The organism is Sphingomonas sp. ASV193 (assembly GCF_040203355.1).
Taxonomy (GTDB): domain Bacteria; phylum Pseudomonadota; class Alphaproteobacteria; order Sphingomonadales; family Sphingomonadaceae; genus Sphingomicrobium.
In genome coordinates, this window is record NZ_JBEHBW010000001.1 from 155,028 (window position 1) to 177,919 (window position 22,892).

25 protein-coding genes are annotated in these 22,892 nt (G+C 67.9%); 24 read left to right on the top strand and 1 reads right to left on the bottom strand.

The window, feature by feature from the left end; translation table 11 throughout:
* Positions 1-9 precede the first annotated feature (9 nt).
* From ndhC to ABDK56_RS00975, 23 genes are all read left to right on the top strand, one after another.
* On the top strand, positions 10-387 hold the full coding sequence (ndhC, locus tag ABDK56_RS00865; protein WP_349806183.1) for an NADH-quinone oxidoreductase subunit A: 378 nt from the start codon (positions 10-12) through the stop codon (positions 385-387).
* Entirely contained in the window at positions 378-947 is a 570-nt protein-coding gene (locus ABDK56_RS00870; protein ID WP_502959239.1) for a NuoB/complex I 20 kDa subunit family protein, read from the top strand. Before ndhC ends, ABDK56_RS00870 begins: the two co-directional genes overlap by 10 nt.
* Entirely contained in the window at positions 944-1,750 is an 807-nt protein-coding gene (locus ABDK56_RS00875) for an NADH-quinone oxidoreductase subunit C (RefSeq protein WP_349806184.1), read from the top strand. The genes ABDK56_RS00870 and ABDK56_RS00875 overlap by 4 nt, the downstream gene beginning before the upstream one ends.
* A 32-nt stretch (positions 1,751-1,782) precedes the next feature.
* Positions 1,783-2,982, top strand: coding sequence for an NADH-quinone oxidoreductase subunit D (locus ABDK56_RS00880; RefSeq protein ID WP_349806795.1), 1,200 nt, complete (start codon positions 1,783-1,785; stop codon positions 2,980-2,982).
* Complete coding sequence (locus tag ABDK56_RS00885) at positions 2,979-3,206, top strand: hypothetical protein (RefSeq protein ID WP_349806185.1); 228 nt, start codon at positions 2,979-2,981, stop codon at positions 3,204-3,206. Before ABDK56_RS00880 ends, ABDK56_RS00885 begins: the two co-directional genes overlap by 4 nt.
* Complete coding sequence (locus ABDK56_RS00890; protein ID WP_349806186.1) at positions 3,199-3,867, top strand: complex I 24 kDa subunit family protein; 669 nt, start codon at positions 3,199-3,201, stop codon at positions 3,865-3,867. Before ABDK56_RS00885 ends, ABDK56_RS00890 begins: the two co-directional genes overlap by 8 nt.
* Positions 3,864-4,010, top strand: coding sequence for a hypothetical protein (locus ABDK56_RS00895; protein ID WP_349806187.1), 147 nt, complete (start codon positions 3,864-3,866; stop codon positions 4,008-4,010). The genes ABDK56_RS00890 and ABDK56_RS00895 overlap by 4 nt, the downstream gene beginning before the upstream one ends.
* Positions 4,007-4,144 (top strand): hypothetical protein, encoded by a 138-nt coding sequence (locus ABDK56_RS00900; RefSeq protein WP_349806188.1) that lies wholly within the window; start codon positions 4,007-4,009, stop codon positions 4,142-4,144. The genes ABDK56_RS00895 and ABDK56_RS00900 overlap by 4 nt, the downstream gene beginning before the upstream one ends.
* Positions 4,144-5,451, top strand: a complete 1,308-nt coding sequence (gene nuoF / locus ABDK56_RS00905; protein WP_349806189.1) for an NADH-quinone oxidoreductase subunit NuoF — start codon at positions 4,144-4,146, stop codon at positions 5,449-5,451. Before ABDK56_RS00900 ends, nuoF begins: the two co-directional genes overlap by 1 nt.
* Positions 5,451-7,463: an NADH-quinone oxidoreductase subunit NuoG gene (nuoG, locus tag ABDK56_RS00910; RefSeq protein WP_349806190.1), complete on the top strand. Its 2,013-nt coding sequence runs from the start codon at positions 5,451-5,453 to the stop codon at positions 7,461-7,463. Before nuoF ends, nuoG begins: the two co-directional genes overlap by 1 nt.
* An 8-nt stretch (positions 7,464-7,471) precedes the next feature.
* Positions 7,472-7,708, top strand: coding sequence for a hypothetical protein (locus ABDK56_RS00915; RefSeq protein WP_349806191.1), 237 nt, complete (start codon positions 7,472-7,474; stop codon positions 7,706-7,708).
* A gap of 23 nt (positions 7,709-7,731) precedes the next feature.
* Positions 7,732-8,757 (top strand): NADH-quinone oxidoreductase subunit NuoH, encoded by a 1,026-nt coding sequence (gene nuoH, locus ABDK56_RS00920; protein ID WP_349806796.1) that lies wholly within the window; start codon positions 7,732-7,734, stop codon positions 8,755-8,757.
* Complete coding sequence (locus ABDK56_RS00925) at positions 8,754-9,206, top strand: hypothetical protein (protein ID WP_349806192.1); 453 nt, start codon at positions 8,754-8,756, stop codon at positions 9,204-9,206. Before nuoH ends, ABDK56_RS00925 begins: the two co-directional genes overlap by 4 nt.
* A complete protein-coding gene (gene nuoI / locus ABDK56_RS00930; RefSeq protein ID WP_349806193.1) occupies positions 9,203-9,685 on the top strand; it encodes an NADH-quinone oxidoreductase subunit NuoI in 483 nt (160 codons plus the stop codon). The genes ABDK56_RS00925 and nuoI overlap by 4 nt, the downstream gene beginning before the upstream one ends.
* A gap of 30 nt (positions 9,686-9,715) precedes the next feature.
* Entirely contained in the window at positions 9,716-10,324 is a 609-nt protein-coding gene (locus ABDK56_RS00935; protein WP_349806194.1) for an NADH-quinone oxidoreductase subunit J, read from the top strand.
* Positions 10,321-10,626 (top strand): NADH-quinone oxidoreductase subunit NuoK, encoded by a 306-nt coding sequence (gene nuoK / locus ABDK56_RS00940; RefSeq protein ID WP_349806195.1) that lies wholly within the window; start codon positions 10,321-10,323, stop codon positions 10,624-10,626. Before ABDK56_RS00935 ends, nuoK begins: the two co-directional genes overlap by 4 nt.
* 1 nt (position 10,627) lies before the next feature.
* On the top strand, positions 10,628-12,688 hold the full coding sequence (nuoL, locus tag ABDK56_RS00945; RefSeq protein WP_349806196.1) for an NADH-quinone oxidoreductase subunit L: 2,061 nt from the start codon (positions 10,628-10,630) through the stop codon (positions 12,686-12,688).
* 142 nt (positions 12,689-12,830) lie between these two features.
* Positions 12,831-14,348 carry an NADH-quinone oxidoreductase subunit M gene (locus ABDK56_RS00950; protein WP_349806197.1) on the top strand — a complete coding sequence of 506 codons (1,518 nt, stop codon included), beginning with the start codon at positions 12,831-12,833 and terminating at the stop codon, positions 14,346-14,348.
* Entirely contained in the window at positions 14,348-15,784 is a 1,437-nt protein-coding gene (nuoN, locus tag ABDK56_RS00955) for an NADH-quinone oxidoreductase subunit NuoN (RefSeq protein ID WP_349806198.1), read from the top strand. Before ABDK56_RS00950 ends, nuoN begins: the two co-directional genes overlap by 1 nt.
* Positions 15,781-16,473 (top strand): biotin--[acetyl-CoA-carboxylase] ligase, encoded by a 693-nt coding sequence (locus ABDK56_RS00960; RefSeq protein WP_502959257.1) that lies wholly within the window; start codon positions 15,781-15,783, stop codon positions 16,471-16,473. Before nuoN ends, ABDK56_RS00960 begins: the two co-directional genes overlap by 4 nt.
* Positions 16,474-16,511: 38 nt before the next feature.
* On the top strand, positions 16,512-17,282 hold the full coding sequence (locus ABDK56_RS00965) for a type III pantothenate kinase (RefSeq protein ID WP_349806199.1): 771 nt from the start codon (positions 16,512-16,514) through the stop codon (positions 17,280-17,282).
* Complete coding sequence (locus ABDK56_RS00970) at positions 17,279-18,934, top strand: ribonuclease J (protein WP_349806200.1); 1,656 nt, start codon at positions 17,279-17,281, stop codon at positions 18,932-18,934. The genes ABDK56_RS00965 and ABDK56_RS00970 overlap by 4 nt, the downstream gene beginning before the upstream one ends.
* The gene (locus tag ABDK56_RS00975; RefSeq protein ID WP_349806201.1) at positions 18,931-19,221 is read left to right on the top strand and encodes a DUF1467 family protein; all 291 of its coding nucleotides are present in this window, start codon (positions 18,931-18,933) and stop codon (positions 19,219-19,221) included. The genes ABDK56_RS00970 and ABDK56_RS00975 overlap by 4 nt, the downstream gene beginning before the upstream one ends.
* 21 nt (positions 19,222-19,242) lie before the next feature.
* Here the strand turns inward: ABDK56_RS00975 and ABDK56_RS00980 are convergent, their stop codons facing one another.
* The gene (locus tag ABDK56_RS00980; RefSeq protein ID WP_349806202.1) at positions 19,243-21,546 is read right to left on the bottom strand and encodes a hypothetical protein; all 2,304 of its coding nucleotides are present in this window, start codon (positions 21,544-21,546) and stop codon (positions 19,243-19,245) included.
* Between the two features lie 137 nt (positions 21,547-21,683).
* On the opposite strand from ABDK56_RS00980, the gene ABDK56_RS00985 reads away from it, so the two are divergent.
* Entirely contained in the window at positions 21,684-22,877 is a 1,194-nt protein-coding gene (locus tag ABDK56_RS00985; protein WP_349806203.1) for a hypothetical protein, read from the top strand.
* The last annotated feature ends 15 nt before the right edge of the window (positions 22,878-22,892 follow it).

A 22,892-nucleotide genomic window follows, 5' to 3' on the forward strand; every position in this document is an offset into this window, starting at 1 on the left:
AGTCTCCCCTTGGCCTCGGTCGCCGCCGGTTACCTGCCGATCCTCATCTTCCTCGCCATCGCGCTCCTGTTGTCGGGGGCGTTCGTGCTGTTGCCGATGGTCATCCAGCGGTTCACCGGCGCGTACAAGCCGACTGCGGAGAAGCTGAGCGAATATGAGTGCGGCTTTCCCGCGTTCGAGGACAGCCGCAGCCAGTTCGACGTGCGCTTCTACCTCGTCGCGATCCTGTTCATCGTGTTCGACCTCGAAGCGGCGTTCCTCTACCCGTGGGCGGTCAGCCTGAAGGACGTCGGCTGGACCGGCTGGACCGCGATGATCGTGTTCCTCGCCGAACTCGGGCTCGGGCTCGCCTATACGTGGAAGAAGGGGGCGCTCGAATGGGAGTGAGCCTCACCAAGCACGGCGGCGACGAGCTCCAGACCGGGGCGCCGCCGGTCCAGCTGAGCCCCGAGGAGCAGGGCCAGTTCGAGGCGATGCGCGCCGAGCTCGACGAGAAGGGGTTCGTCGTCACCAGCCTCGAGGACCTCGTCCACTGGGCGCGGACCGGCAGCCTGTGGTGGATGACCTTCGGGCTCGCCTGCTGCGCGGTCGAGATGATCCACGTCAACATGCCGCGCTACGACCTCGAGCGGTTCGGCGCGGCCCCGCGCGCGAGCCCGCGCCAGTCGGACGTGATGATCGTGGCGGGAACGCTGTGCAACAAGATGGCCCCGGCGCTGCGCAAGGTCTACGACCAGATGAGCGAGCCGAAATATGTCATCTCGATGGGCAGCTGTGCCAACGGCGGGGGCTACTACCATTATAGCTACAGCGTGGTGCGCGGGTGCGACCGGATCGTTCCGGTCGACATCTATGTCCCCGGCTGCCCGCCGACCGCCGAGGCGCTGCTCTACGGGATCATGCAGCTCCAGCGGAAGATCCGCCGCGTCGGGACGATCGAACGGTGAGCACGGCACCGCTTATCAAGCCGCGTGACGGGTTCGCCGACGCGTTCGCCAAGGCGATCGGCGCCGCGCATGTCGCGACCAAGGACGCGGTCGGCGAGCTGACCGTGACCGTGACCCGCGACGGGCTGGTCGAGGCGGCGCGGACGCTGCGCGACACGCTCGGCTACCAGCAGCTGATGGAGATCGCCGGGGTCGATTATCCCGAGCGCGCCGAGCGGTTCGAGGTGGTCTATCACTTCCTTTCGCTGACCGAGAATCACCGGGTGCGGCTCAAAGTCACCGCCGACGAGCGCAGCCCGGTGCCGAGCCTGACCGGGCTGTGGCCGGTCGCCGGCTGGCTCGAGCGCGAGGTGTTCGACATGTACGGCGTGCTGTTCAGCGGCAACGCCGATTTGCGCCGGATCCTCACCGATTACGGGTTCGAGGGGCATCCGCAGCGCAAGGACTTCCCGCTGACCGGCTATGTCGAGCTGCGCTATTCGGAGGCCGAGAAGCGCGTCGTCTACCATCCGGTGTCGCTGCCGCAGGACTTCCGCACGTTCGATTTTCTGATGCCGTGGGACGGGCCGGATTATGTGCTGCCGGGCGACGAAAAGGCGCCCGCCGCGCCGCCGCCCGCGCCGACCCCTCCGAACGATCCCAAGGTGACCGAAAAGCCCGCCGACACCGGCGCGGGCAAGCCGGCCGAGGTCGAGGCGACCAAGGCGGCGAAGAAGCCGGCGGCGAAGAAGGCGGCCTCGCCCAAGGCGGGCAAGGCGGCCGAGCCCAAGCCGGCCGGACGCGGCAAGAAGGTGGCGAAATGACCACGACGCTCGACGTGACGCTGGGCGCGCCGATGGAAGGCGACAAGCCGACCCCGGGGGACGAGACCGTTTCCAACTTCACGATCAATTTCGGCCCGCAGCACCCGGCGGCGCACGGCGTGCTGCGGCTGATCATGGAGCTCGACGGCGAGATCGTCGAGCGGGTCGATCCGCATATCGGGCTGCTCCACCGCGGCACCGAGAAGCTGATCGAGTACAAGACCTACGCGCAGGCGCTGCCTTACTTCGACCGGCTCGATTACTGCTCGCCGATGTGCATGGAGCACAGCTACGTGCTCGCGGTCGAGAAGCTGCTCGGGCTCGAGGTGCCGCTCCGCGCGCAGTACATCCGCGTGCTGATGGCGGAGCTGACCCGCATCTCGAACCACATGCTGAACCTTGGCAGCCACATCATGGACGTCGGCGCGATGACGCCGAACCTGTGGCTGTTCGAGGTGCGCGAGGATACGCTGCAGCTGTACGAGGCGGTATCGGGCGCGCGGATGCACGCCAACTACTTCCGCGTCGGCGGGGTCCACCAGGACATTCCCGAAAAGGTCCTGGCGGACATGGCGGCGTTCCTCGACAAGCGCATGCCGTTGTTCGAGGACGCGATCTCGCTGGTCGCGGACAACCGCATCTTCAAGCAGCGCAACGTCGACATCGGGACGGTCAGCAAGGAAGACGCGCTGGCGTGGGGCTTCTCGGGCCCGATGATCCGCGCGGCGGGGATCCCGTGGGACCTCAGGCGCTCACAACCCTATGACGTCTACGACCGGATGGAGTTCGACGTGCCGGTCGGGACTCGCGGCGACTGCTACGACCGGTTCATGGTGCGGGTCGAGGAGGTGCGGCAGTCGGCGCGGATCATGCGCCAGTGCCTGCGCGATATTCCCGCCGGTCCGATCGGCAGCCTCGACCGCAAGGTGTTCCCGCCCAAGCGCGGCGAGATGAAGCAGTCGATGGAAGCGCTGATCCACCACTTCAAGCTCTACACCGAGGGCTATCACGTCCCCGCGGGGGAGGTTTACGTGGCGACCGAGAGCCCGAAGGGCGAGTTCGGCGTTTACCTCGTCGCCGACGGGACCAACAAGCCGTACCGCTGCAAGATCCGGCCGACCGCCTTCTCGCACTTGCAGGCGATGGACTTCATGATGAAGGGCCACATGCTGGCCGACACGACCGCCGTGCTGAGCGCGATCGACGTGGTGTTCGGGGAGTGCGACCGGTGAGCGACGGGCTGCATACATCGCCTTGGTATCCCACACACGAGGAACTGCGTTCGCGAGCCAAAACCAGAATGCTTGGTTATGGTGTCGTCGGGACGATCCTTTTGGCTGCGGGTCTGGTGAAGCTTCTGCGGACGGGCTCGTTCCCCGGTTATGCGACGGGTTGTCTCATCGCTGCAGTAGCCGCGTACAACGCCTGGCAAGATTGGAAAAACGCCAATGGCTGAGCGCGCGTTCGCACCTGATACGCCCGAACTTCGCGCCGAATGGGCCGATTTCGCCTGGACCGAAGCCAATGCCAAGGCGGCGGCGGATATCGTGTCGCGCTATCCGGCGGGGCGGCAGATGTCGGCGTCGATCCCGTTCCTCGACCTCGCCCAGCGGCAGGTCGGCGAGATGACGGGGACGCAAGGGTGGCTGCCGATCCCGGTGATCGAGTTCGTCGCGCGCGAACTCAACATGCCGCCGATCCAGGTGATGGAGGTCGCCAGCTTCTACACCATGTTCAACCTGGTGCCGGTCGGCAAATATCACGTCCAGGTGTGCGGCACGACGCCGTGCCTGCTGCGCGGGTCGGACGACGTGCTGGCGGCCTGTTTCAAGCGGGGCCTCAAAAAGGGCCACACCACCGACGACGGGCTGTTCACCCTGACCGAGGTCGAATGCCTCGGCGCCTGCGCCAACGCGCCGATGGTCCAGATCAACGACGACAATTTCGAGGATCTGACCGAGGAGAGCATGGGCGCGGTGCTCGATGCGCTCGCCGACGGCAAGCATCCCAAACCCGGCCCGCAGGTCGATCGCCAGACGAGCTGCCCCGAGGGCGGCCCGACGACCCTGAAGAAAATGGCCGAGCGCAATTACGATTATCGGAGCCAATGGTCATGATCGCCGTCATCATCGTCGCGATCCTGCTGGTCGTGTTCCTCGGGCTGATCCTCAAGATCATCGGCATCGCCATCGGTCTCGCGATGGCGGTGTTCATCGTGCTGGTCGCGCAGAAGATGTTCGGCCGGAAGGAAATCCGGTGATCGTCGCGCTCGTCATCGCCGCGCTGCTTGCGTTCCTGGCTTTCCGGTTCATCGCCGGGATGGTGAAGTTCGCCGTGATCGCGGCGATCGTCGTCATCGGCGTGCTGTTCGTGATGTATGGGGGCGTGCGCTGATGGGGATTACCTCGCTCACCGACAAGGATCGCATTTTCACCAACGTCTACGGCTTCCAGGACTGGGGGCTGAAGGCGGCGGAGGCGCGCGGCGACTGGGACAAGACCGCCGATCTGATGAAGCGCGGACAGGACGCGATCATCGACGAGATCAAGGCGTCGGGCCTGCGCGGGCGCGGCGGGGCGGGCTTCCCGACCGGCATGAAGTGGAGCTTCATGCCCAAGGAGCCGACCGCGGGCCGGCCGAACTTCCTCGTCATCAACGCCGACGAAAGCGAGCCGGGAAGCTGCAAGGACCGCGAGATCATCCGCCACGACCCGCACAAGCTGGTCGAAGGCGCGCTGATCGCGGGCTTCGCGATGCGCGCGCGGGCAGCCTACATCTACATCCGCGGCGAGTTCATCCGCGAGTGCGAGACGCTGCGCAAGGCGGTGGCCGAGGCTTATGCCGCCGGACTGCTGGGCAAGAATGCCGCCGGGTCGGGCTGTGACTTCGACGTGTTCGTCCACCGCGGCGCGGGCGCCTACATCTGCGGCGAAGAGACCGCGATGCTCGAAAGCCTCGAGGGCAAGAAGGGCCAGCCGCGCCTGAAGCCGCCGTTTCCGGCCGGGGCGGGGCTCTATGGCTGCCCGACCACGGTCAACAATGTCGAGAGCATCGCGGTGGTTCCGACCATCCTGCGGCGCGGCGCGGCCTGGTTCGCGGGGATCGGCAACCCCAAGAACGAAGGCACCAAGCTGTTCCAGATCTCGGGCCATGTGAACAGGCCCTGCGTGGTCGAGGAGGCGATGAGCATCCCCTTCTCCGAACTGATCGAGAAGCACGCCGGGGGCATTCGGGGCGGCAAGGACAATCTGCTGGCGGTGATCCCGGGCGGGTCGTCGGTGCCGCTGGTGCCCGCCGAGCAGATCTGGGACGCGCCGATGGACTTCGACGGGCTGAAGGCGCTCGGCAGCGGCCTCGGCACCGCGGCGGTGATCGTGATGGACAAGTCGACCGACATCGTCCGCGCGATCTCTCGGCTCAGCTATTTCTACAAGCACGAGAGCTGCGGCCAGTGCACCCCGTGCCGCGAGGGCACCGGCTGGATGTGGCGGACGATGGAGCGGCTTCGCGAGGGCGACGCCGAGGTCGCGACGATCGACCGGCTGCACGACGTCACCAAGCAGGTCGAGGGCCACACCATCTGCGCGCTGGGCGACGCGGCGGCGTGGCCGATCCAGGGGCTGATCCGGCATTTCCGGCCGGAGCTCGAGCGACGGATTGCGGCGCGCAGCGGCGGCGCGATGCAGGAGGCGGCGGAATAATGCCCAAGGTTACCGTCGATGGCGTCGAGCTCGAGGTGCCGCAGGGCGCCACCGTCCTGCAGGCGTGCGAGCTTGCGGGCAAGGAAATCCCGCGCTTCTGCTATCACGAGCGGCTGAGCATTGCCGGCAATTGCCGCATGTGCCTCGTCGAGGTCGCGCCCGGGCCGCCCAAGCCGCAGGCGTCGTGCGCGCTTCCCGCCGCCGACGGGCAGACGATCCGCACCGACACGCCGATGGTCAAGAAGGCGCGCGAGGGGGTGATGGAGTTCCTGCTCATCAATCACCCGCTCGACTGCCCGATCTGCGACCAGGGCGGCGAGTGCGACCTGCAGGACCAGGCGATGGCCTATGGCCGCGGCAGCTCGCGCTACGACGAGAACAAGCGCGCGGTCGAGGACAAGTACATGGGTCCGGTCGTCAAGACCTCGATGACCCGCTGCATCCAGTGCACGCGCTGCGTCCGCTTTTCGGAGGAAGTCGCGGGCGTGCCCGAGATGGGGATGCTCTATCGCGGCGAGGACGCGCAGATCACCAGCTACCTCGAAAAGACGCTGACCAGCGAGCTGTCCGGCAACCTCGTCGACCTGTGCCCAGTCGGGGCGCTGCTGAGCGCGCCCTATTCGTTCGAGGCGCGGCCGTGGGAGCTGAAAAAGGTCCCGGGAATCGACGTGATGGACGCGCTGGGCACCAACATCCGGCTCGACGTGCGCGGGCGGCAGGTGATGCGGGTGCTTCCGCGCATCAACGACGCGGTCAACGAGGAGTGGGCGCACGACAAGACGCGCCACCATGTCGACGCGCTGGTGCGAAGCCGGCTCGACCGGCCGTGGGTGCGGCGCGGCGGCAAGTTGCAGGAAGCGAGCTGGAGCGAGGCGCTCGCGCTGTTCGCCGAGCAGCTCAACGCGGCAGGCAGCAGCGTCGCGGCGATCGCCGGCGACCTGCTCGATGCGGAGACGATGTACGCGGCCAAGGCGCTGCTTGCGGGGCAGGGGTCGAACCTGCTCGAAGGGCGGCAAACCGGGCTCGATTATGACGTGACGTCGCTTGGCGCGGTGCGATTCAACACCCCGCTGGCCGAAGTCGAGAACGCCGACTTCGTGCTGCTGGTGGGAAGCCACGTCCGCTGGGAAGCGCCGCTGGTCAACACGCGGCTGCGCAAGGCGGTCAAGCGCGGGGCGAAGGTTTTCGCGATCGGGCCGGAAGTCGACCTGACCTACAAGGTCGAATGGCTGGGCGACGACCTCAAGGCGCTCGCCAAGCTGCCCAAGGAGGCCGCCGAGGCGCTGGGCAAGGCCGATCGGCCGCTGATGATCGTCGGTCCCGGCGCGCTGGCGAAGGGCGCGCTCGGCGCGGCGCTGAAGGCGGGCAAGGCGTTCGTGCGCGACGGCTGGAACGGGTTCAACGTGCTCCACACCAGCGCGGCGCGGATGGCGGGGCTGATGCTCGGCTATGCGCAGCCGGGCGGGCTCAAGGACGTGCAGGCGGCGGGGCCGAAGCTGGTGCTGCTGCTCGGCGCCGACGAGGTTGCCGACGACGCGTTCGCGGGCGCGTTCAAGGTCTATGTCGGCCATCACGGCGACCGCGGGGCGCGGCAGGCGGACCTCGTGCTGCCGGGCGCGGCGTACAGCGAGAAGCACGGCACCTACGTCAACATCGAGGGGCGGGTGCAGCGTGGCGAACGCGCGACCTTCGCGCCGGGGGATGCGCGCGAGGACTGGACGATCTTCCGCGCGGTGAGCGACCTGATCGGCAAGCCGCTGCCGTTCGACCGGTTCGACCAGCTTCGTAGCGCGATGGTCGCCGACACGCCGGGGCTGGGCGCCGACGAGGGGACGATCCTCGACTATGGCTGGAACCCGCCACAGCTCGACGCGAAGGCGGAAGGCGCGGTTGGCTATGCGATCGCCGACTTTTACCTCACCAACGCGATCTGCCGCGCGAGCCCGATGATGCACCGTTGTTCGGACGAGCTGATCCACGGGCGCTCGCCCTTCGCGGAGGCGGCGGAATGAGGTCGCTCATGAAGTCCGCGTCGGTCATCCTGTTGGTCGTCGCGGCCCTGAACTTCTTTGTCACGGTGACGACGAACATTGCTGCAATGTCCTCGATGAGTAATGACTACCCGTTGCGCACCGGCGGCACGGGTCCGGTGATGATTGCTCACCTCATCATTGCTGCGCTGTCGGCTTCGGCGATCCCGTTCGGACTTTCAGCGATCCTCTATCGTCTGGACATTCTTTTGGAGCGGAAGGCGTGACCGACTTTTTCGTCCGCCACGGGATGAATTTCGACGCGGCGTGGCTGCTCGCGACGGTGATCGGCGTGCTGGTCATCGCCTTTCCGCTGATGCTGGCGGTGGCGATGGTGATCTATGCCGAGCGCAAGATCTGGGCCGCCTTCGCGCTTCGCAAGGGGCCGAACGTGGTCGGGCCGTTCGGGCTGCTGCAGAGCTTCGCCGACGGGCTGAAGGTGTTCCTGCAGGAAACGATCCTGCCGACCAGCGCCAACAAGGGGTTGTTCCTGATCGCGCCGATCATCACCTTCACCGTCGCGCTGATCGTGTGGGCGGTGGTGCCTTTCGACGTCGGCGTGGTGCTGACCGACATCAACGTCGGGCTGCTCTACATCCTCGCGGCGAGCTCGCTCGGGGTCTATGGCGTGATCCTCGCCGGCTGGGCGTCGAACTCGAAATATCCCTTCTTTTCCGCCATTCGTGCCGCCGCGCAGATGGTCAGCTACGAAGTGTCGATCGGGTTCGTGCTGATCTGCGTGGTGATGTATTCGGGGACGTTCAACCTCACCGGCATCGTGATGGCGCAGAAGGGCGCGGTGCTGGGCGTGATCAACGCCTTCGCGTTCAAGCCGCTGCTGTTCCCGATGTTCGTGGTGTTCTTCATCAGCGCGATGGCCGAGACCTTCCGCACCCCGTTCGACCTGGTCGAGGCGGAGAGCGAGCTGGTCGCGGGGCACCAGACCGAATATTCGTCGATGAGCTTCGCACTGTTCTGGCTCGGCGAATATGCCAACGTCATCCTGATGTGCGCGCTGGTCTCGAGCCTGTTCCTCGGCGGGTTCCTACCGCCGGTCGAGTGGGCGCCGCTCTACCTCGTGCCGGGCATCCTCTGGCTGTTCGCCAAGATGCTGGTGGTGTTCTTCTGCTTCGGCTGGGTCAAGGCGACCGTGCCGCGCTACCGCTACGACCAGCTGATGCGGCTGGGGTGGAAGATCTTCCTTCCGCTGAGCCTGCTGTTCGTCACTCTGATCTCGGGGTGGCTGATGCTGACGCGGTATGGGGGTGGGGCATGATTAGTTTGATTTTGATGGCTTCGGCCGCTCAGGCGTCATTTGATTGCCAATTGGAGGCTCCGAAAGCGATCGGATTTGATGGGGAGAAAGTCACCGCCTCGACGATTGGACTGCCACCTGCAACACTAGCGTTCGCCTTGACGATTTCCGACGGCAATCCGAAGCAAGCGACCATCACGTGGGCCGAAGACCCGATGAAGATGGCCGGGACGTTTCCGGCAATTGAGACCGCGCCAAATTCGTATGCCTTTTCATCTTTTTCGGGCGGTCCGTGCATGTTCACCGAAAAAGCCTGCTTGACCCAATTCAATTTGGTCGGAGCCAGGGACGGTTCGGCTTTCCTCGTCGTCACGCCCGTAGCGTTGACTCGGGATCAAAAGTCAGGCGGTCGCGAACCATTCGCTGTGCTCGCTAGGGGTGTGTGTCAGCGCCGGAGCGCAGGCAAGTGATCTCCCGCACCATCAAGGCGTTCACGCTGTGGGAATTCGTCAAGGCGCATGCGCTGACGTTGAAGTATTTCTTCAAGCCCAAGGCGACGATCAACTACCCCTACGAGAAGGTGCCGCAGTCGCCGCGCTTTCGCGGCGAGCACGCGCTGCGTCGTTATCCGAACGGCGAGGAGCGGTGCATCGCGTGCAAGCTGTGCGAGGCGATCTGCCCGGCGCAGGCGATCACGATCGAGGCCGAACCGCGCGAGGACGGCAGCCGCCGCACGACGCGCTACGACATCGACATGGTCAAGTGCATCTATTGCGGGCTGTGCGCCGAGGCGTGCCCGGTCGATGCGATCGTCGAGGGGCCGAACCTCGAATTCGCGACCGAAACGCGCGAGGAACTGCTTTACGACAAGGCCAAGCTGCTGGCCAACGGCGACAAGTGGGAATCCGCGATCGCGGCGAACCTTGCCGCCGACGCGGCCTACCGATAAGCGCGCCGCAACAGGGAATCTGACCAGACCGTGATCGCCGCCATCGCCTTTTACCTATTCGCCGCGATGACCATCGCCTCGGCGGTGTTCGTCATCTTCGCGCGCAACCCGGTCCACTCGGTGCTGTGGCTGATCGTCGCCTTCTTCAACGCGGCGGGCCTGATGCTGCTGCTGGGGGCCGAGTTCATCGCGATGCTGCTGGTGATCGTCTACGTCGGCGCGGTCGCGGTGCTGTTCCTGTTCGTGGTGATGATGCTCGATATCGACTTCGCGTCGCTCCGTTCGGGCTTCACCCGTAACCTGCCGTTCGGGCTGCTGATTGCCTTCGTGCTGATGGCCGAGATGGTGGTCGCGGTGGCGGCGTGGAAGGCGGGGCCGGTGACGCAGGGGGCCAGGCCGGTCGCGGCGAACGCGCAACCGAATATCGAGGCGATCGGGCAGGCGCTCTACGGGCGCTTCCTCTATCCGTTCGAAATCGCCGGGCTGGTGCTGCTGGTGGCGATGATCGGGGCGATCGTGCTGACCCACCGCAGCCGCGGCGACGCGCGCGGGCAGAAGGTCGCGCGGCAGGTCGATCGCCGCCCCGACGAGGCGATCCGCAACCTACAGCCCGGAGTCGGCGAAGGAATGAAGCTGTGATCGGGCTGGTCCATTATCTCGCGGTCGCCGCGATCCTGTTCACGCTGGGCGTGCTCGGCATCTTCCTCAACCGTCGCAACATCATCCTGATGCTGATGGCGATCGAGCTGATCCTGCTCGCGGTCAACATCAACCTGGTCGCCTTTTCGTCCTACCTGGGCGACGTCACCGGGCAGATCTTCGCCATGTTCGTGCTGACCGTCGCCGCCGCCGAGGCGGCGATCGGCCTCGCGATCCTCGTCATCTTCTTCCGTCGCCGCGGCTCGATCGCGGTCGACGATGCCGACCGGATGCGCGGATAATATGCACCCCGTCCTCTTCATCGTCTTCCTGCCGCTCGTCGCGGCGCTAGTCGCCGGCCTCGGCCGCAACCTGATCGGCGCGACCGCCGCCAAGGTCGTGACCACCGGCGCGCTGTTCGCCGCCGCGGCGCTCGCCTGGCCATTGTTCTTCTCCTATCTCGGCGGGCACGCGGGCCCCGAGGTCGTGCCGGTGCTCAAGTTCATCCAGTCGGGCGACCTCAACGTCGACTGGGCGCTGCGGGTCGACAGTCTGACCGCGGTGATGCTGGTGGTGGTGACGAGCGTGTCGAGCCTCGTCCACCTCTACAGCTGGAGCTACATGAGCGAGGACCCGAGCCAGCCGCGCTTCTTCGCCTATCTGTCGCTTTTCAGCTTCGCGATGCTGATGCTGGTGACCGCCGACAGCCTGGTGCAGATGTTCTTCGGCTGGGAAGGGGTCGGGCTCGCTTCCTACCTGCTGATCGGCTTCTGGTATCACAAGCCGTCGGCCAACGCGGCGGCGGTCAAGGCGTTCGTGGTCAACCGGGTCGGCGACTTCGGCTTCTCGCTCGGGATCTTCGGCACCTTCCTGGTGTTCGGGACGGTCTCGATCCCGGCGATCCTCGCCGCCGCGCCAGGGATGGCGGGCTCGACGATCCATTTCGCGGGCATGACGGTCAACACGATGACCCTGCTGTGCCTGCTGCTGTTCGTCGGCGCGTGCGGCAAGTCGGCGCAATTGGGGCTGCACACCTGGCTCCCCGACGCGATGGAGGGACCGACGCCGGTGTCGGCGCTGATCCACGCCGCGACGATGGTTACGGCGGGCGTGTTCATGGTCTGCCGCCTGTCGCCGATGTTCGTGACCAGTCCGACCGCGATGACGGTCGTGACCTACGTCGGAGCGGCGACCGCAATCTTCGCGGCGACGGTCGGCACGGTTCAGAACGACATCAAGCGGGTGATTGCCTATTCGACCTGTTCGCAGCTCGGTTACATGTTCTTCGCCGCGGGCGTCGGGGCGTTCGGGGCGGCGATGTTCCACCTGTTCACCCACGCCTTTTTCAAGGCGCTGCTGTTCCTCGGCGCGGGCAGCGTGATCCACGCGATGCACCACGAGCAGGACATGCGTTATTACGGCGGCCTGCGGAAGCAGATCCCGTTCACCTTCTGGGCGATGGTCGCGGGGACGCTGGCGATTACCGGGGTCGGGATCATGGACGTGTTCGGCTTCGCCGGCTTCTATTCGAAGGACGCGATCCTCGAGAGCGCCTTCGCCAGCGGGACCACCGCGGGCGGGGTGGCGTGGTTCCTCGGCATTTCGGCGGCACTGCTGACCAGCTTCTATTCGTGGCGGCTGATCTTCCTGACCTTTTTCGGCGAGGCGCGCTGGGCAGGGAGCGAGCATATCCAGCACGCGGTCCATCACCATCACGAGGACGAGGCCGAGGAAGGCGCGGGGACCGACAGCGCGCACGATCATCGCCACGCGCCTGCCGCGACCGGGACGGCGGGCTATCACCCGCACGAGAGCCCGTGGCCGATCCTCGTCCCGCTTGGGCTGCTGTCGCTGGGCGCGGTGTTCGCGGGGTTCGCGTTCGAGCATTTCTTCGTCTCGCCCGAGGGCGCGCCGCATTATTGGAACGGGGCGATCGCCTTTTCGGAGCATCTCGCCCACGCCAGTCATGCGATTCCGCTCTGGGCCAAGCTGATGCCGCTGGTGGTGATGCTGACCGGCCTCGCCATCGCCTATCGCAACTATATCCGCCAGCCCGGCGCCCCCGCGGCGTTCGTGGCGATGTTCCCGGGGCTTCACGATTTCCTGATGCACAAATGGTATTTCGACGAGCTCTACAACGCGATCTTCGTGCGCCCGGCGTTCGCGCTCGGCCGCCTGTTCTGGAAGCGTGGTGACGAGCAGACGATCGACCGCTTCGGCCCGCACGGCGCGGCGGTGCTGGTCGGGCAGGGCAACCGCGTGACGACGATCCTCCAGTCGGGGCTGGTCACCAGCTATGCGCTGACCATGCTGCTCGGGCTGATCGGCGCGGCAAGCTGGGCCTGGTGGTGGGCGGGACGATGATGCAAGCCGCCGAGAGCAAGCATAGCGGAGCGCAGCGAGCGCCGCTTGGTCGAGAGACGGCGCGACGCGGCCGACCTGCCGCGAAGCGGTCGGGATCGACGACGCGATTCACTCGCGTCGGCGGCAATGAGGGCGGGCGGAAATGAGCGGCATCCCCATCCTCTCGATCCTGATCCTGTTGCCGCTGATCGCGGGCGTCGTGACGCTGTTCGTCAGCGCCAGTGCCGCGCGCTGGCTGGCGCTTGTCGTCACGCTCGCCGAGTTCGCGATCGGCGTGGCGCTGTGGCTGAATTACGACCCGGCGGGCGCGCAGTGGCAGTTCACCGAGCGGCTGTCGTTCGGCCAGGGCGCGCCGTCGTGGGCGCTCGGGATCGACGGGATCGCGCTGATGCTGATCGAGCTCAGCGTGTTCCTGATGCCGATCTGCATCGGCGCCTCGTGGCGCGCGATCGAGAAGCGCGTGCCCGAATATATGAGCGCCTTCCTGATCATGGAGGCGCTGATGATCGGCGTCTTCAGCGCGCAGGACCTGCTGCTGTTCTACATCTTCTTCGAAGGCGGCCTGATCCCGATGTATTTGATCATCGGCATCTGGGGCGGGGTCGAGCGGATCAAGGCGAGCTACAAATTCTTCCTCTACACGCTCGCCGGTTCGGTGCTGATGCTGATCGCCATGCTGGTGATGATCGGCAAGGCAGGGACGTCGGACATCCCGACGCTGATGGCCTATAATTTCGCGCCGTCGCTGCAATGGTGGCTGTGGCTCGCCTTTTTCGCCAGCTTCGCGGTGAAGATGCCGATGTGGCCGGTCCATACCTGGCTTCCCGACGCGCACGTGCAGGCGCCGACCGCGGGATCGGTGATCCTGGCGGGCGTGCTGCTGAAAATGGGCGGCTACGGATTCGTCCGCTTCTCGCTGCCGATGTTCCCGGCGGCAAGCGCCGACTTCATGCCGTTCGTGTTCGTCCTGTCCGGGATCGCGGTGGTCTATACCTCGCTCGTCGCGCTGGTGCAGAACGACATGAAGAAGCTGATCGCCTATTCGTCGGTCGCGCACATGGCCTTCGTCACCTTCGGCCTGTTCGCGTTCAACCGACAGGGGATCGAGGGCGGGCTGATGGTCATGCTCGGCCACGGCCTCGTCTCGGGCGCGCTGTTCCTGTGTGTCGGCGTGGTCTACGACCGGCTGCACACCCGCGAGATCGCGCGCTACGGCGGGCTCAGCGACAACATGCCCAAATATGCGCTGCTGTTCATGCTGTTCACCATGGCCAGCGTCGGCCTGCCGGGGCTGAGCAATTTCGTCGGCGAGTTCCTGTCGCTGATGGGCACCTATCGCGCCTCGACCTGGGCGGCGATCGTGGCGACGACCGGGATCATCCTCGGCGCGGCCTACATGCTCTACCTCTACTGGCGGATCTGCTACGGCACCCAGCGCAACGCCGACGCGGCGGCGATGAAGGATCTCGACGCGCGCGAGCTGTGGCTGCTGCTGCCGCTCGCGGCGGCGACGATCTGGATGGGGGTCTACCCCGAAAGCTTCATGAAGCCGATGCGCGCCGATGTCGGCCGCCTGCTGGTCCGGCTTGCGCCGAGCGCGCCGGTCAGCGATTCTCACCTAGTCGTCGGCAAGCCGGCCGCGGCGGAAGGCCACCACTGATGAATTTCGCCGCCATCCTTCCCGAGGAAATCCTTACCGTCGGCGCGATCGTGCTGATGATGGTCGCCGCGTTCGGCGGGCGACGCGCCGCCGGGCTGACCAGCTGGGGCGCGATCGCGCTGCTGGTCGGCGCCGCGGTCGCGCTGGTCGGCGCGCCGCAGACGTCGGGGCCGCTGTTCGGCGGGCTGGTCGCCGCCGACGGGTTCGGGGCGTTCGGCAAGGGCCTGATCTATCTCTCCGCCGCGGTCGCGGTGCTCGCCGCGCATAACTGGTTCGAGCGCGATTTCGAGCATAGCGCGGAATATCCGGTACTGATCCTGCTTTCGACCGTCGGCATGTCGGTGATGGTGTCGGCGACCAGCCTGATCACGCTCTACGTCGGGCTCGAGCTCCAGAGCCTCGCCGCCTATGTGCTGGCCGCCTATCGCCGGACCGACGACCGTTCGTCGGAAGCGGGGCTCAAATATTTCGTGCTCGGCGGGCTGGCGAGCGGCATCCTGCTCTACGGCATTTCGCTGCTCTACGGCTTCACGGGAACGACCGATTTCGTCGGCATCGCCGCCGCCTTCGCGCGCGAGGGCACTGGCTCGATCGGGCTGCTGTTCGGGCTGGTCTTCCTGCTCGCGGGGATCGCGTTCAAGATCAGCGCGGTGCCGTTCCACATGTGGACCCCCGACGTCTACGAGGGCGCGCCGACCCCGGTCACCGCCTTTTTCGCCTCCGCGCCCAAGGTCGCGGGGATGCTGATGGCGGTCCGCGTCTGCGCCGGGGCGCTCGGCCCGGCGATCGACGCGTGGCGGCAGATCATGATCTTCGCCGCGCTCGCCTCGATCTTCCTCGGCGCGATCGCCGCCTATGGCCAGACCAACCTCAAGCGGCTGCTCGCCTATTCGTCGATCAACAATGTCGGCTTCGCGCTGATCGGGCTCGTCGCGGGCGGAGTCGCGGGGACCAGCGCGGTGCTGTTCTACATGGCGGTCTATGTCGTGATGACGCTCGGCGCCTTCCTGTGCGTGCTCGCGCTTCGCGACGAGGCGGGCGAGCCGGTCGAGGCGATCGAGCGGCTGTCGGGGCTCGCGCAGACGCGCCCCGCGCTGGCGTGGGCGATCGCGATCTTCATGTTCTCGCTCGCCGGGATCCCCCCGCTGTTCGGCTTCTGGCCCAAGCTGATGGTGTTCAACGCCGCGGTCGGGCAGGGGCTGATGTGGCTCGCGGTGCTCGGCATCCTCGGCACGGTGATCGGCGCCTACTACTATCTCAAGATCATCAAGGTGATGTTCTTCGACGCGCCCCACGGCGAGCCGCTGGCGAAGCGCCCGCTAGGGATTGAGGGCATGCTGATCGCCGCCGCCGCGCTGGTCGTCAGCCCGGTCGGTTATTTGCTGATCGGCCCGCTCGGGCTCGCCACGCGCACGGCGGTGCGGAGCCTGTTCTGAGCCGTCTCCGGTTCGTCGAGGCGACCGGGTCCACCAATGCCGACCTGCTCGCCGACCTTGGCGCGGTCGAGGGCGACTGGCTGGTCGCCGCGCGGCAGGACGCCGGGCGCGGACGGCAGGGGCGGCGGTGGGAGACGATCCCGGGCAATTTCCTCGGCTCGACGCTGGTGCGGCTGCGCGAGCGCGATCCCGGCGCGCCGAGCCTTGCGCTCGCGGCGGGGCTGGCGCTGGTCGAGGCGGTCGACGCCGCCGTGCCGGGGCGCGACCTGTCGCTCAAATGGCCCAACGACCTGATGCTCGGCACCGCCAAGCTGGCGGGAATCCTCCTCGAGCGCAGCGGCGACCGGGTCGTCGCCGGGTTCGGGGTAAACCTGGCCGGCGCGCCCGACATCGCGGGGCGGGCGACGGCTTCGATCGGCGGCATCGTCACCCCGCAAGCGTTCGCGCCCCTGCTCGCGGCCAGCTTCGCGCGCGTGCTTGCCGCGTGGCGGGCGAGCGACGGCGAGGCGTTCGCCCGCGCGTGGCTGCAGCGGGCGCATCCGCCCGGTACCCCGCTCTCCGTCCACGGCGGCGAGGGCGCAGTGGTGTCGGGGCGGTTCGACGGGATCGAGCCCGACGGGGCGCTCCGGCTTCGCCGCGACGACGGAGGCGAGGAAATCGTCCGCGTAGGCGACGTCGCGCTCGGCTGACGCTCGCCATCGGCGCGGCGGGGCGCTAGGGGGACGCGATGCTGCTCGCGATCGATGCCGGGAACACCAATGTCGTCTTCGCGCTGGTCGAAGGGCGCGAGATCCGCGCGCGCTGGCGGATCGCGACCGACCCGCGCCGGACCGCCGACGAATATGCCGTGTGGCTTCACCAGCTGCTCGCGCTCGAAGGGTTCGCCAAGGAGGACATGTCGCGGGTGGTGATCGGCACCGTCGTCCCGCGCGCGCTTCATAATCTTACCGTCCTGGCGGAGAAATATTTCCACGTGACGCCGCTGGTCGCCGGACAGGGCGGCTGGCCGATCACGCTCGACGTGCCCGAGCCCGCGACCGTCGGCGCCGACCGCGCGCTCAACGCGATCGCCGGCCATGCTGCGCATGCGGGCGACCTCATCATCGTCGATTTCGGCACCGCGACGACGTTCGACGTGGTCGACTATAACGGCGCGTACAAGGGCGGGATCATCGCGCCGGGGATCAACCTGTCGCTCGACGCGCTGGTCGCGGCGGCGGCGAAGCTGCCGCGGATCGCGGTCGAGGCGCCCGCCGACCGGTCGGTGATCGGGCGCACCACCGAACGCCAGATGCTGATCGGAGTCTATTGGGGTTATGTCGCGATGATCGAGGGACTGGTGGCGCGGCTGAAGGCCGAAATAGGGCGCCCCGCGCGGGTGATCGCGACCGGCGGGCTGGCCGTGTTGTTCGACCGGCACACCGACGCGTTCGACGCGATCGAGGGCGATCTCACCATCCGCGGCCTCGCGCTGCTCGCCGAGGGTCGGGCGGCATGACCCCGGGCGAAGAGCTGCTGTTCCTCGCGCTCGGCGGATCGGGCGAGATCGGGATGAACGTCAATCTCTACGGTTGCCGCGGCAAGTGGCTGATGGCCGACCTCGGGCTGACCTTCGCCGACCCCGACTATCCGGGGATCGACCTCGTCCTCCCCGACCTCGAGTTCATCGAGCAGCGCCGCAAGGACCTCGTCGGGATCGTGCTGACCCACGGGCACGAGGACCATATCGGCGCGCTTCCCTACCTCGCGGCGGACCTCAAGGTGCCGCTCTACGCGACCCCGTTTACCGCCGGGCTGATCGCCGGCAAGCTCGAGGAAGAGGGGCTGACCGGGCAGGTCGAGCTGGTCGTGATCGATCGCGGCGGGTCGATCGAACTCGATCCGTTCAAGATCACCTTTTACCCCATCGTCCATTCGATTCCCGAGGGGAACGGGCTGCTGATCGAGACTCCGTTCGGCAATGTGTTCCACACCGGCGACTGGAAGATCGACGAAAAGCCGGTGCTCGGCGTGCCGACCAGCGCCGAGGCGTTTCGCGCCGTCGGCGATGCCGGGGTGCTCGCGCTGGTGTGCGATTCGACCAACACGTTCCAGGAAACGCCGTCGGGGAGTGAGAGCTCGGTCCACGACGGGCTGCTCGCCGAGGTCGAAAAGGCGAGGGGGCGGGTGCTCGTCACCACCTTTGCCTCGAACGCCGCGCGGCTCGAGACGCTTGGGCGGATCGCGGTCGAGACCGGGCGGCGGTTGGCGGTGGCGGGGCGAAGCCTCGACCGGATCATCCGGGTGGCCAAGGCGACCGGCTACCTCACCGACTTCCCCGACACGGTGCGGTTCGACGAAGCGATGCTGCTGCCGCGCGACGAGCTGATGATCATCGCCACCGGGGGGCAGGGCGAGCCCCGCGCCGCGCTCGGGCGGATCGCGTTCGACAGCCACGAGCTCAAGCTCGCCGAGGGCGACACGGTGATCTTCTCGTCGAAGCAGATCCCAGGCAACGAGATGGCGATCGGGCGGATCATGAACGCGCTGGCCGACAAGGCGGTTCTGATGGTCACCGAGCGGCAGGCGCACGTCCATGTCTCGGGCCACCCCGGCCGTCCCGAGCTCAAGGCGATGTACGAATGGATCCGGCCCGACATCCTCGTGCCCGTCCACGGCGAGAGCCGGCATATGCGCGAGCAGGCGCGGTTCGGGCTCGAATGCGGCATCCCGCGCGCGATCGTCCAGCACAACGGCGATGTCGTCCGGCTCGCCCCTGACGGGCCGAAGCGGGTCGACCAGGTACGGACCGGGCGGCTGGTGCTCGACGGCGACGTCATCCTTCCCGCCGACGGCAGCACGCTCAACGAGCGGCGCAAGATCGCCTTCAACGGGACGATCTCGGTCGCGCTGGCGGTCGGTCGCGACGGACGGCTGGCGGGCGACCCGGTGGTACGCGGGCTGGGCGTGCCGATCGAAGCCGACCGCGACGACTTCATCGCCGACGCGGCCGACGCGGCGGCGAAGGCGTGGAGCCCGTCGGGCGACCTCGACAAGCGGCGCGAGGCGGTGCGGCTGGCGGTGCGCCGCTGCGCGACGCTGTGGACCGGCAAGAAGCCGGTGGTCGAAGTGATGGTGGTGGAGATGCAGGCGGCGGGCAGCGGGCGATGAAAATCACCTCGATGATCGCGATCTACTTCCTGTTCCTGTGCCTGTCGGCGTTCATGCTGCTGCCATTCAGCTATGCCCGCGGCAAGCGCACCGACGAACCGCTGGTGCCGGGGCAGGCCGAGAGCGCCCCCGCGCGGTTCGACGTCAGGCGGCACATGATCGTGTCGGCGGCCATCGCTGCCGGTCTGTTCGCCTTGTTCTACGGCAATTACATGGACGGGTGGATCAAGGTGCAGGACCTCGATTTCTTCAACCCTCCCGAGCAGAACGATAATATCGTCGGCTGACGTCCGCCGCGGCGGAGCGCGCTAGCGGCGGCGCTCGATCGCCTGCGACAGGGCGGCGTAGAGCTTGCCCATGTCCGAGCCCATCAGCGTCACCGCCAGCGAGCCGCCGTCGCGCTCGCCCATCACCCGGCGCAGCATCGCCTCGAAATCGGCGACGTAGCGATTGACCGACTGGTGGAATTCGGGGTCGCTGTCGTAATGCGCCTGGAGCGGCTTGGCCTCCGACGCGCCGATCAGCCGCGCGGCGCGGCGGGTGAACACGCCCCGGTCGCCCTTCAGATAGGCGGCCCACGCCTTTTCATCGACCTCGTCGCTGAGGATCTTCTGCACGTCGATCGAAGCCGAGTGCATCGAATCGATCAGGAGCGCGACGTGGCGGGCGAAATGTTCGCCGCCGTCGCGGCGCTCGGCCTCGCGCCGTTCCTCGAGATGCGCGTCGAGCGCGGCGGCGGTCGAGCCGATCGACAGCATCTGCTGGGTCAGCGTCTCGGACGCGGCGCGCGCGCTTTCGACCGCCTTTGTCGCGAGCCGGTCGATCTCGGCGAGCTGATCTCCGACCACGTCGCGAAGCGCCCGCTCGAGCTGGGCGCGGGCCTGGTCGCCGAGCTGGCTCGCGCTCGCAGGAATCGCCTCGCGGATCGCGGCCTGCGCGCGCTCGGCGGCATGGCTCGCCGCCTCGCGCACCTGGACCAGCGCGGCGACCAGCGCCGGGCCGGTCTCGGCCGACAGCCGCTCGGCCTGGCTCGAGGTGTCGGCGATCGACCGGCCGAGCTCGGCGAGCCGGTCGTGCGCGCCGCCGACCCCGTCGTCGACCGCGGCGAGCAGCGCCGACAGCCGCTGGTGCTGGGCATCGATCGCCGCGCCACCGGCCGCGATCCGCTCGCTCGCCTCGACCGCCGCGTCGCGCGCGCCGAGGATCTTGGGATGCGCTTCGCTGCTGGCGGCGTGGAGCCGGGCGGCGCTTTCCTCGGCCTCGTGGATCGCCCCGGTCAGCTCGGCGGCGATTGCCTGCGACAGGTGGCCGACACCCTCGCGCAGCGCCTGGGTGCGGTCGGCGATGGCGAGGATCGCCTGGTCGTTGGCGCCGGCGTCGCTGCCGAGCGAGGCGAGCTCGGCGCGAAGCCCGGCAACCTGCCGCGCGACCCGTCCGACCCGCTCGTCGCCGCTCGAGGCCAATTCGGCGAAGCGCTGGTCGAGGAGGCCGAGACCATTGTCGAGGTCAGCGACCAGCCGCTGCGAGGCGCGTTCCTGCTCGGCGATGCGTGCCGACAGCGAATCGAGCGCGCTGCCCGCGCCGCCGAGCCGGTCGGACAGCGCCTCGCTGGCGGCGATCCCGGCGCGGCCGATCCCGGCCTCCGATTGCGACAGCAGCGCGGCGACGCTCGCCGCCTGCTGGTCGATCCCGTGGCGGACCTGGTCGAGCGCTTCGGCCGAACGGATCAGCAGCGCATCGACGGTGTCGCTGCTCGAGGTCGCGGCCTCGCTCAGCCGGGCGGTCGCCGCCGCGCTCGCGCTTTCGATATGGGTGAGGTGCGCGACCAGCCGTTCGGCGGCGGTCCCGACCGCGGTGTCGGCATGGCCAGCGCTCGCGGCGAGCCGTTCGACCTGCGCCTCGAACGCCGCAGACTGGTCGATCGCCGAGCGCCCCGCCTCGCGCAGGCGGTCGGCCATTTGCGTCGCCACCTGCTCGGCGCGCGGCAGGTCGGCGAGCAGCACGCCGATATCGACCCGCGCCGCTTCGGCCGCCCGGTCGAGCGCCGCGCCATGGTCGGCGAGCGTCTTCGACCCGGCGTTGAGCTCGGAGGTGATCGCGCCGAGCCGCGTCGCGGCCTGGTCGCCGAGCCCCATCAGCTCGCCCGCGACCTGCCCAAGCGCGCCGTGGTTGCGGTCGATCTGCCCGCCGAGCGCGGCGAGCACGTCCTGTAGCGCCCGCGCCTCGGCGCGCATCGCGATGACCGAGCGGGTGAACTTCTCCGCCTCCCTGCGGCGGGTGCGGCCGAACATCAGCCAGACAAGGCCGAGCAGCGCGAGTGGGCCCGTCGCGATCGCGATCCACTGGGCGAGCGCGGGGCTGGTCAGCGGCTCGCTGCCGACCACGCGCCCCGCCTGCCACGCGGAATAACCGATCCACAACGCCGCGAGCAGCGCGAGCGCGCCGCCGAGCAGCTGTCGGCCGCCGGTCCGGGCCGGCGCATTGGCCGAGGCATGGAAATTTTCCGCGTCGTAGAACGGCTGCTGATCGGCGTCCGGCTGGAACGCCGTTTCCGGGCTCGACGGCTCCTCGGGCAGTTGCGGCTCGAGATGGCGGAAGGGGTGGGTGCTCATGGCGGCGAGTGTACGCCGCTTAACCGTTTTTTCCACCGACAAATGCGGGCGGCGCGGTCGATGCGGGTAGTCATTACGATGGCTCCTGCCCTATGGTCGCGCTTTCGTTCGCCGCGGGCAGGGAGTTTTCACGGGTCATGGCGCTCGCCGCCCTCATCGGCGCCTATCAGGAAGACGACCGGGGTGGGCTTCGCGCCCTGCTTCCGCTCGCCGGACGGACGCTGTTCGACTATCAGGCGCGGGTGCTGGCAGGGGTCGGCGCGGCGCCGATCGTCGCGCTGGTCGAACGCATTCCGCCCGCGCTCAACGAGGCTTTCGAACGGCTCGCGGGCGAGGGGATCACGATCATCGCGGTCAGCGACCCGGCCGAGGCGGCGAGCCGGTTCGAGGCGGGGAGCGACGTCTTGCTGCTTGCCGACGGGGTCGCACCCGACGTGACCGACGTCCTCGCGATCGCAGGGGATCGCGGACCGGCGATCCTCACCGTCGCCGACGACGAACTGCATGCCGGGTTCGAGCGTATCGACGGCGGGCGCCGCTGGGGCGGGCTGGCGCGGCTCGAATCAGGGCTGGTCGGGGCGACCGCGGCGATGCTTGGCGACTGGGACCTGCAATCGACGCTGCTGCGCCGCGCGATCCAGGCCGGGGTTCCGCTGCGCCCGGTGGCCGAGGGATCGGCCGGTCCGCTGCTCGCCGAGGGGCCCGAGGCGCTCCAGGGGTTCGAGCGCCAGCTGATCCTCGCCAGCCGCGGCGGGCGCGACGATGCCACCGCGCTCTACCTGCTGCCGATGATCGAGGACGTCGCGGTCGAGCGGCTGATGGAAACTCGCGTGACCCCGGCGGCGCTGTCGTGGAGCGCGGTCGGGCTGACGCTGGCCGCCGCGCTTTGTTTCACCCGCAGCCTGGTCGTCGCGGCGATGGTGATGCTGTCGCTCAGCCTGCCGCTCGATCTCATCGCGCGGCGCCTGGCGCTGCTCCGGCTGCGGCCGGTCCCGGCCAAGGACCTGGCGCGGCGGCTGCTGTGGCCCGCTTCGGGGCTGGCGCTGCTCGCGGCGGGGATGTTCGCCGCGCGCCATGGAAGCGGCTGGGGCGCGATCGTCGCCGCGCTGGCCGCCGCCGCCTTTGCCGAGGCCAGCCGGATCGAGGCGATCGGGGCGACCATCCCGGGCAAGCCGTGGCTGGTGTCGCGGCGCAACGCGATCGTCGCCGCGCTGCCCTTCGCGGCGGCGGAGGCATGGCCCGCCTATCTCGCGCTCCTCGCGCTCGGTTCCGCTGCGGGGTTCTTCTATATTCAGCATGTCCAGCATTTGGACAGCGACGCACCGCGTTGATTACGCGTTAATCGA

Coding starts and splice junctions, on each gene's coding strand:
- ABDK56_RS00870 (WP_502959239.1), top strand. CDS start 378: ATGGGAGTGAGCCTCACCAAGCACGGCGGCGACGAGCTCCAGACCGGG.
- ABDK56_RS00880 (WP_349806795.1), top strand. CDS start 1,783: ATGGAAGGCGACAAGCCGACCCCGGGGGACGAGACCGTTTCCAACTTC.
- ABDK56_RS00890 (WP_349806186.1), top strand. CDS start 3,199: ATGGCTGAGCGCGCGTTCGCACCTGATACGCCCGAACTTCGCGCCGAA.
- ABDK56_RS00895 (WP_349806187.1), top strand. CDS start 3,864: ATGATCGCCGTCATCATCGTCGCGATCCTGCTGGTCGTGTTCCTCGGG.
- nuoF (WP_349806189.1), top strand. CDS start 4,144: ATGGGGATTACCTCGCTCACCGACAAGGATCGCATTTTCACCAACGTC.
- nuoG (WP_349806190.1), top strand. CDS start 5,451: ATGCCCAAGGTTACCGTCGATGGCGTCGAGCTCGAGGTGCCGCAGGGC.
- ABDK56_RS00915 (WP_349806191.1), top strand. CDS start 7,472: ATGAAGTCCGCGTCGGTCATCCTGTTGGTCGTCGCGGCCCTGAACTTC.
- nuoH (WP_349806796.1), top strand. CDS start 7,732: ATGAATTTCGACGCGGCGTGGCTGCTCGCGACGGTGATCGGCGTGCTG.
- ABDK56_RS00925 (WP_349806192.1), top strand. CDS start 8,754: ATGATTAGTTTGATTTTGATGGCTTCGGCCGCTCAGGCGTCATTTGAT.
- nuoL (WP_349806196.1), top strand. CDS start 10,628: ATGCACCCCGTCCTCTTCATCGTCTTCCTGCCGCTCGTCGCGGCGCTA.
- ABDK56_RS00950 (WP_349806197.1), top strand. CDS start 12,831: ATGAGCGGCATCCCCATCCTCTCGATCCTGATCCTGTTGCCGCTGATC.
- nuoN (WP_349806198.1), top strand. CDS start 14,348: ATGAATTTCGCCGCCATCCTTCCCGAGGAAATCCTTACCGTCGGCGCG.
- ABDK56_RS00965 (WP_349806199.1), top strand. CDS start 16,512: ATGCTGCTCGCGATCGATGCCGGGAACACCAATGTCGTCTTCGCGCTG.
- ABDK56_RS00970 (WP_349806200.1), top strand. CDS start 17,279: ATGACCCCGGGCGAAGAGCTGCTGTTCCTCGCGCTCGGCGGATCGGGC.
- ABDK56_RS00975 (WP_349806201.1), top strand. CDS start 18,931: ATGAAAATCACCTCGATGATCGCGATCTACTTCCTGTTCCTGTGCCTG.
- ABDK56_RS00980 (WP_349806202.1), bottom strand. CDS start 21,546: ATGAGCACCCACCCCTTCCGCCATCTCGAGCCGCAACTGCCCGAGGAG.
- ABDK56_RS00985 (WP_349806203.1), top strand. CDS start 21,684: ATGGCGCTCGCCGCCCTCATCGGCGCCTATCAGGAAGACGACCGGGGT.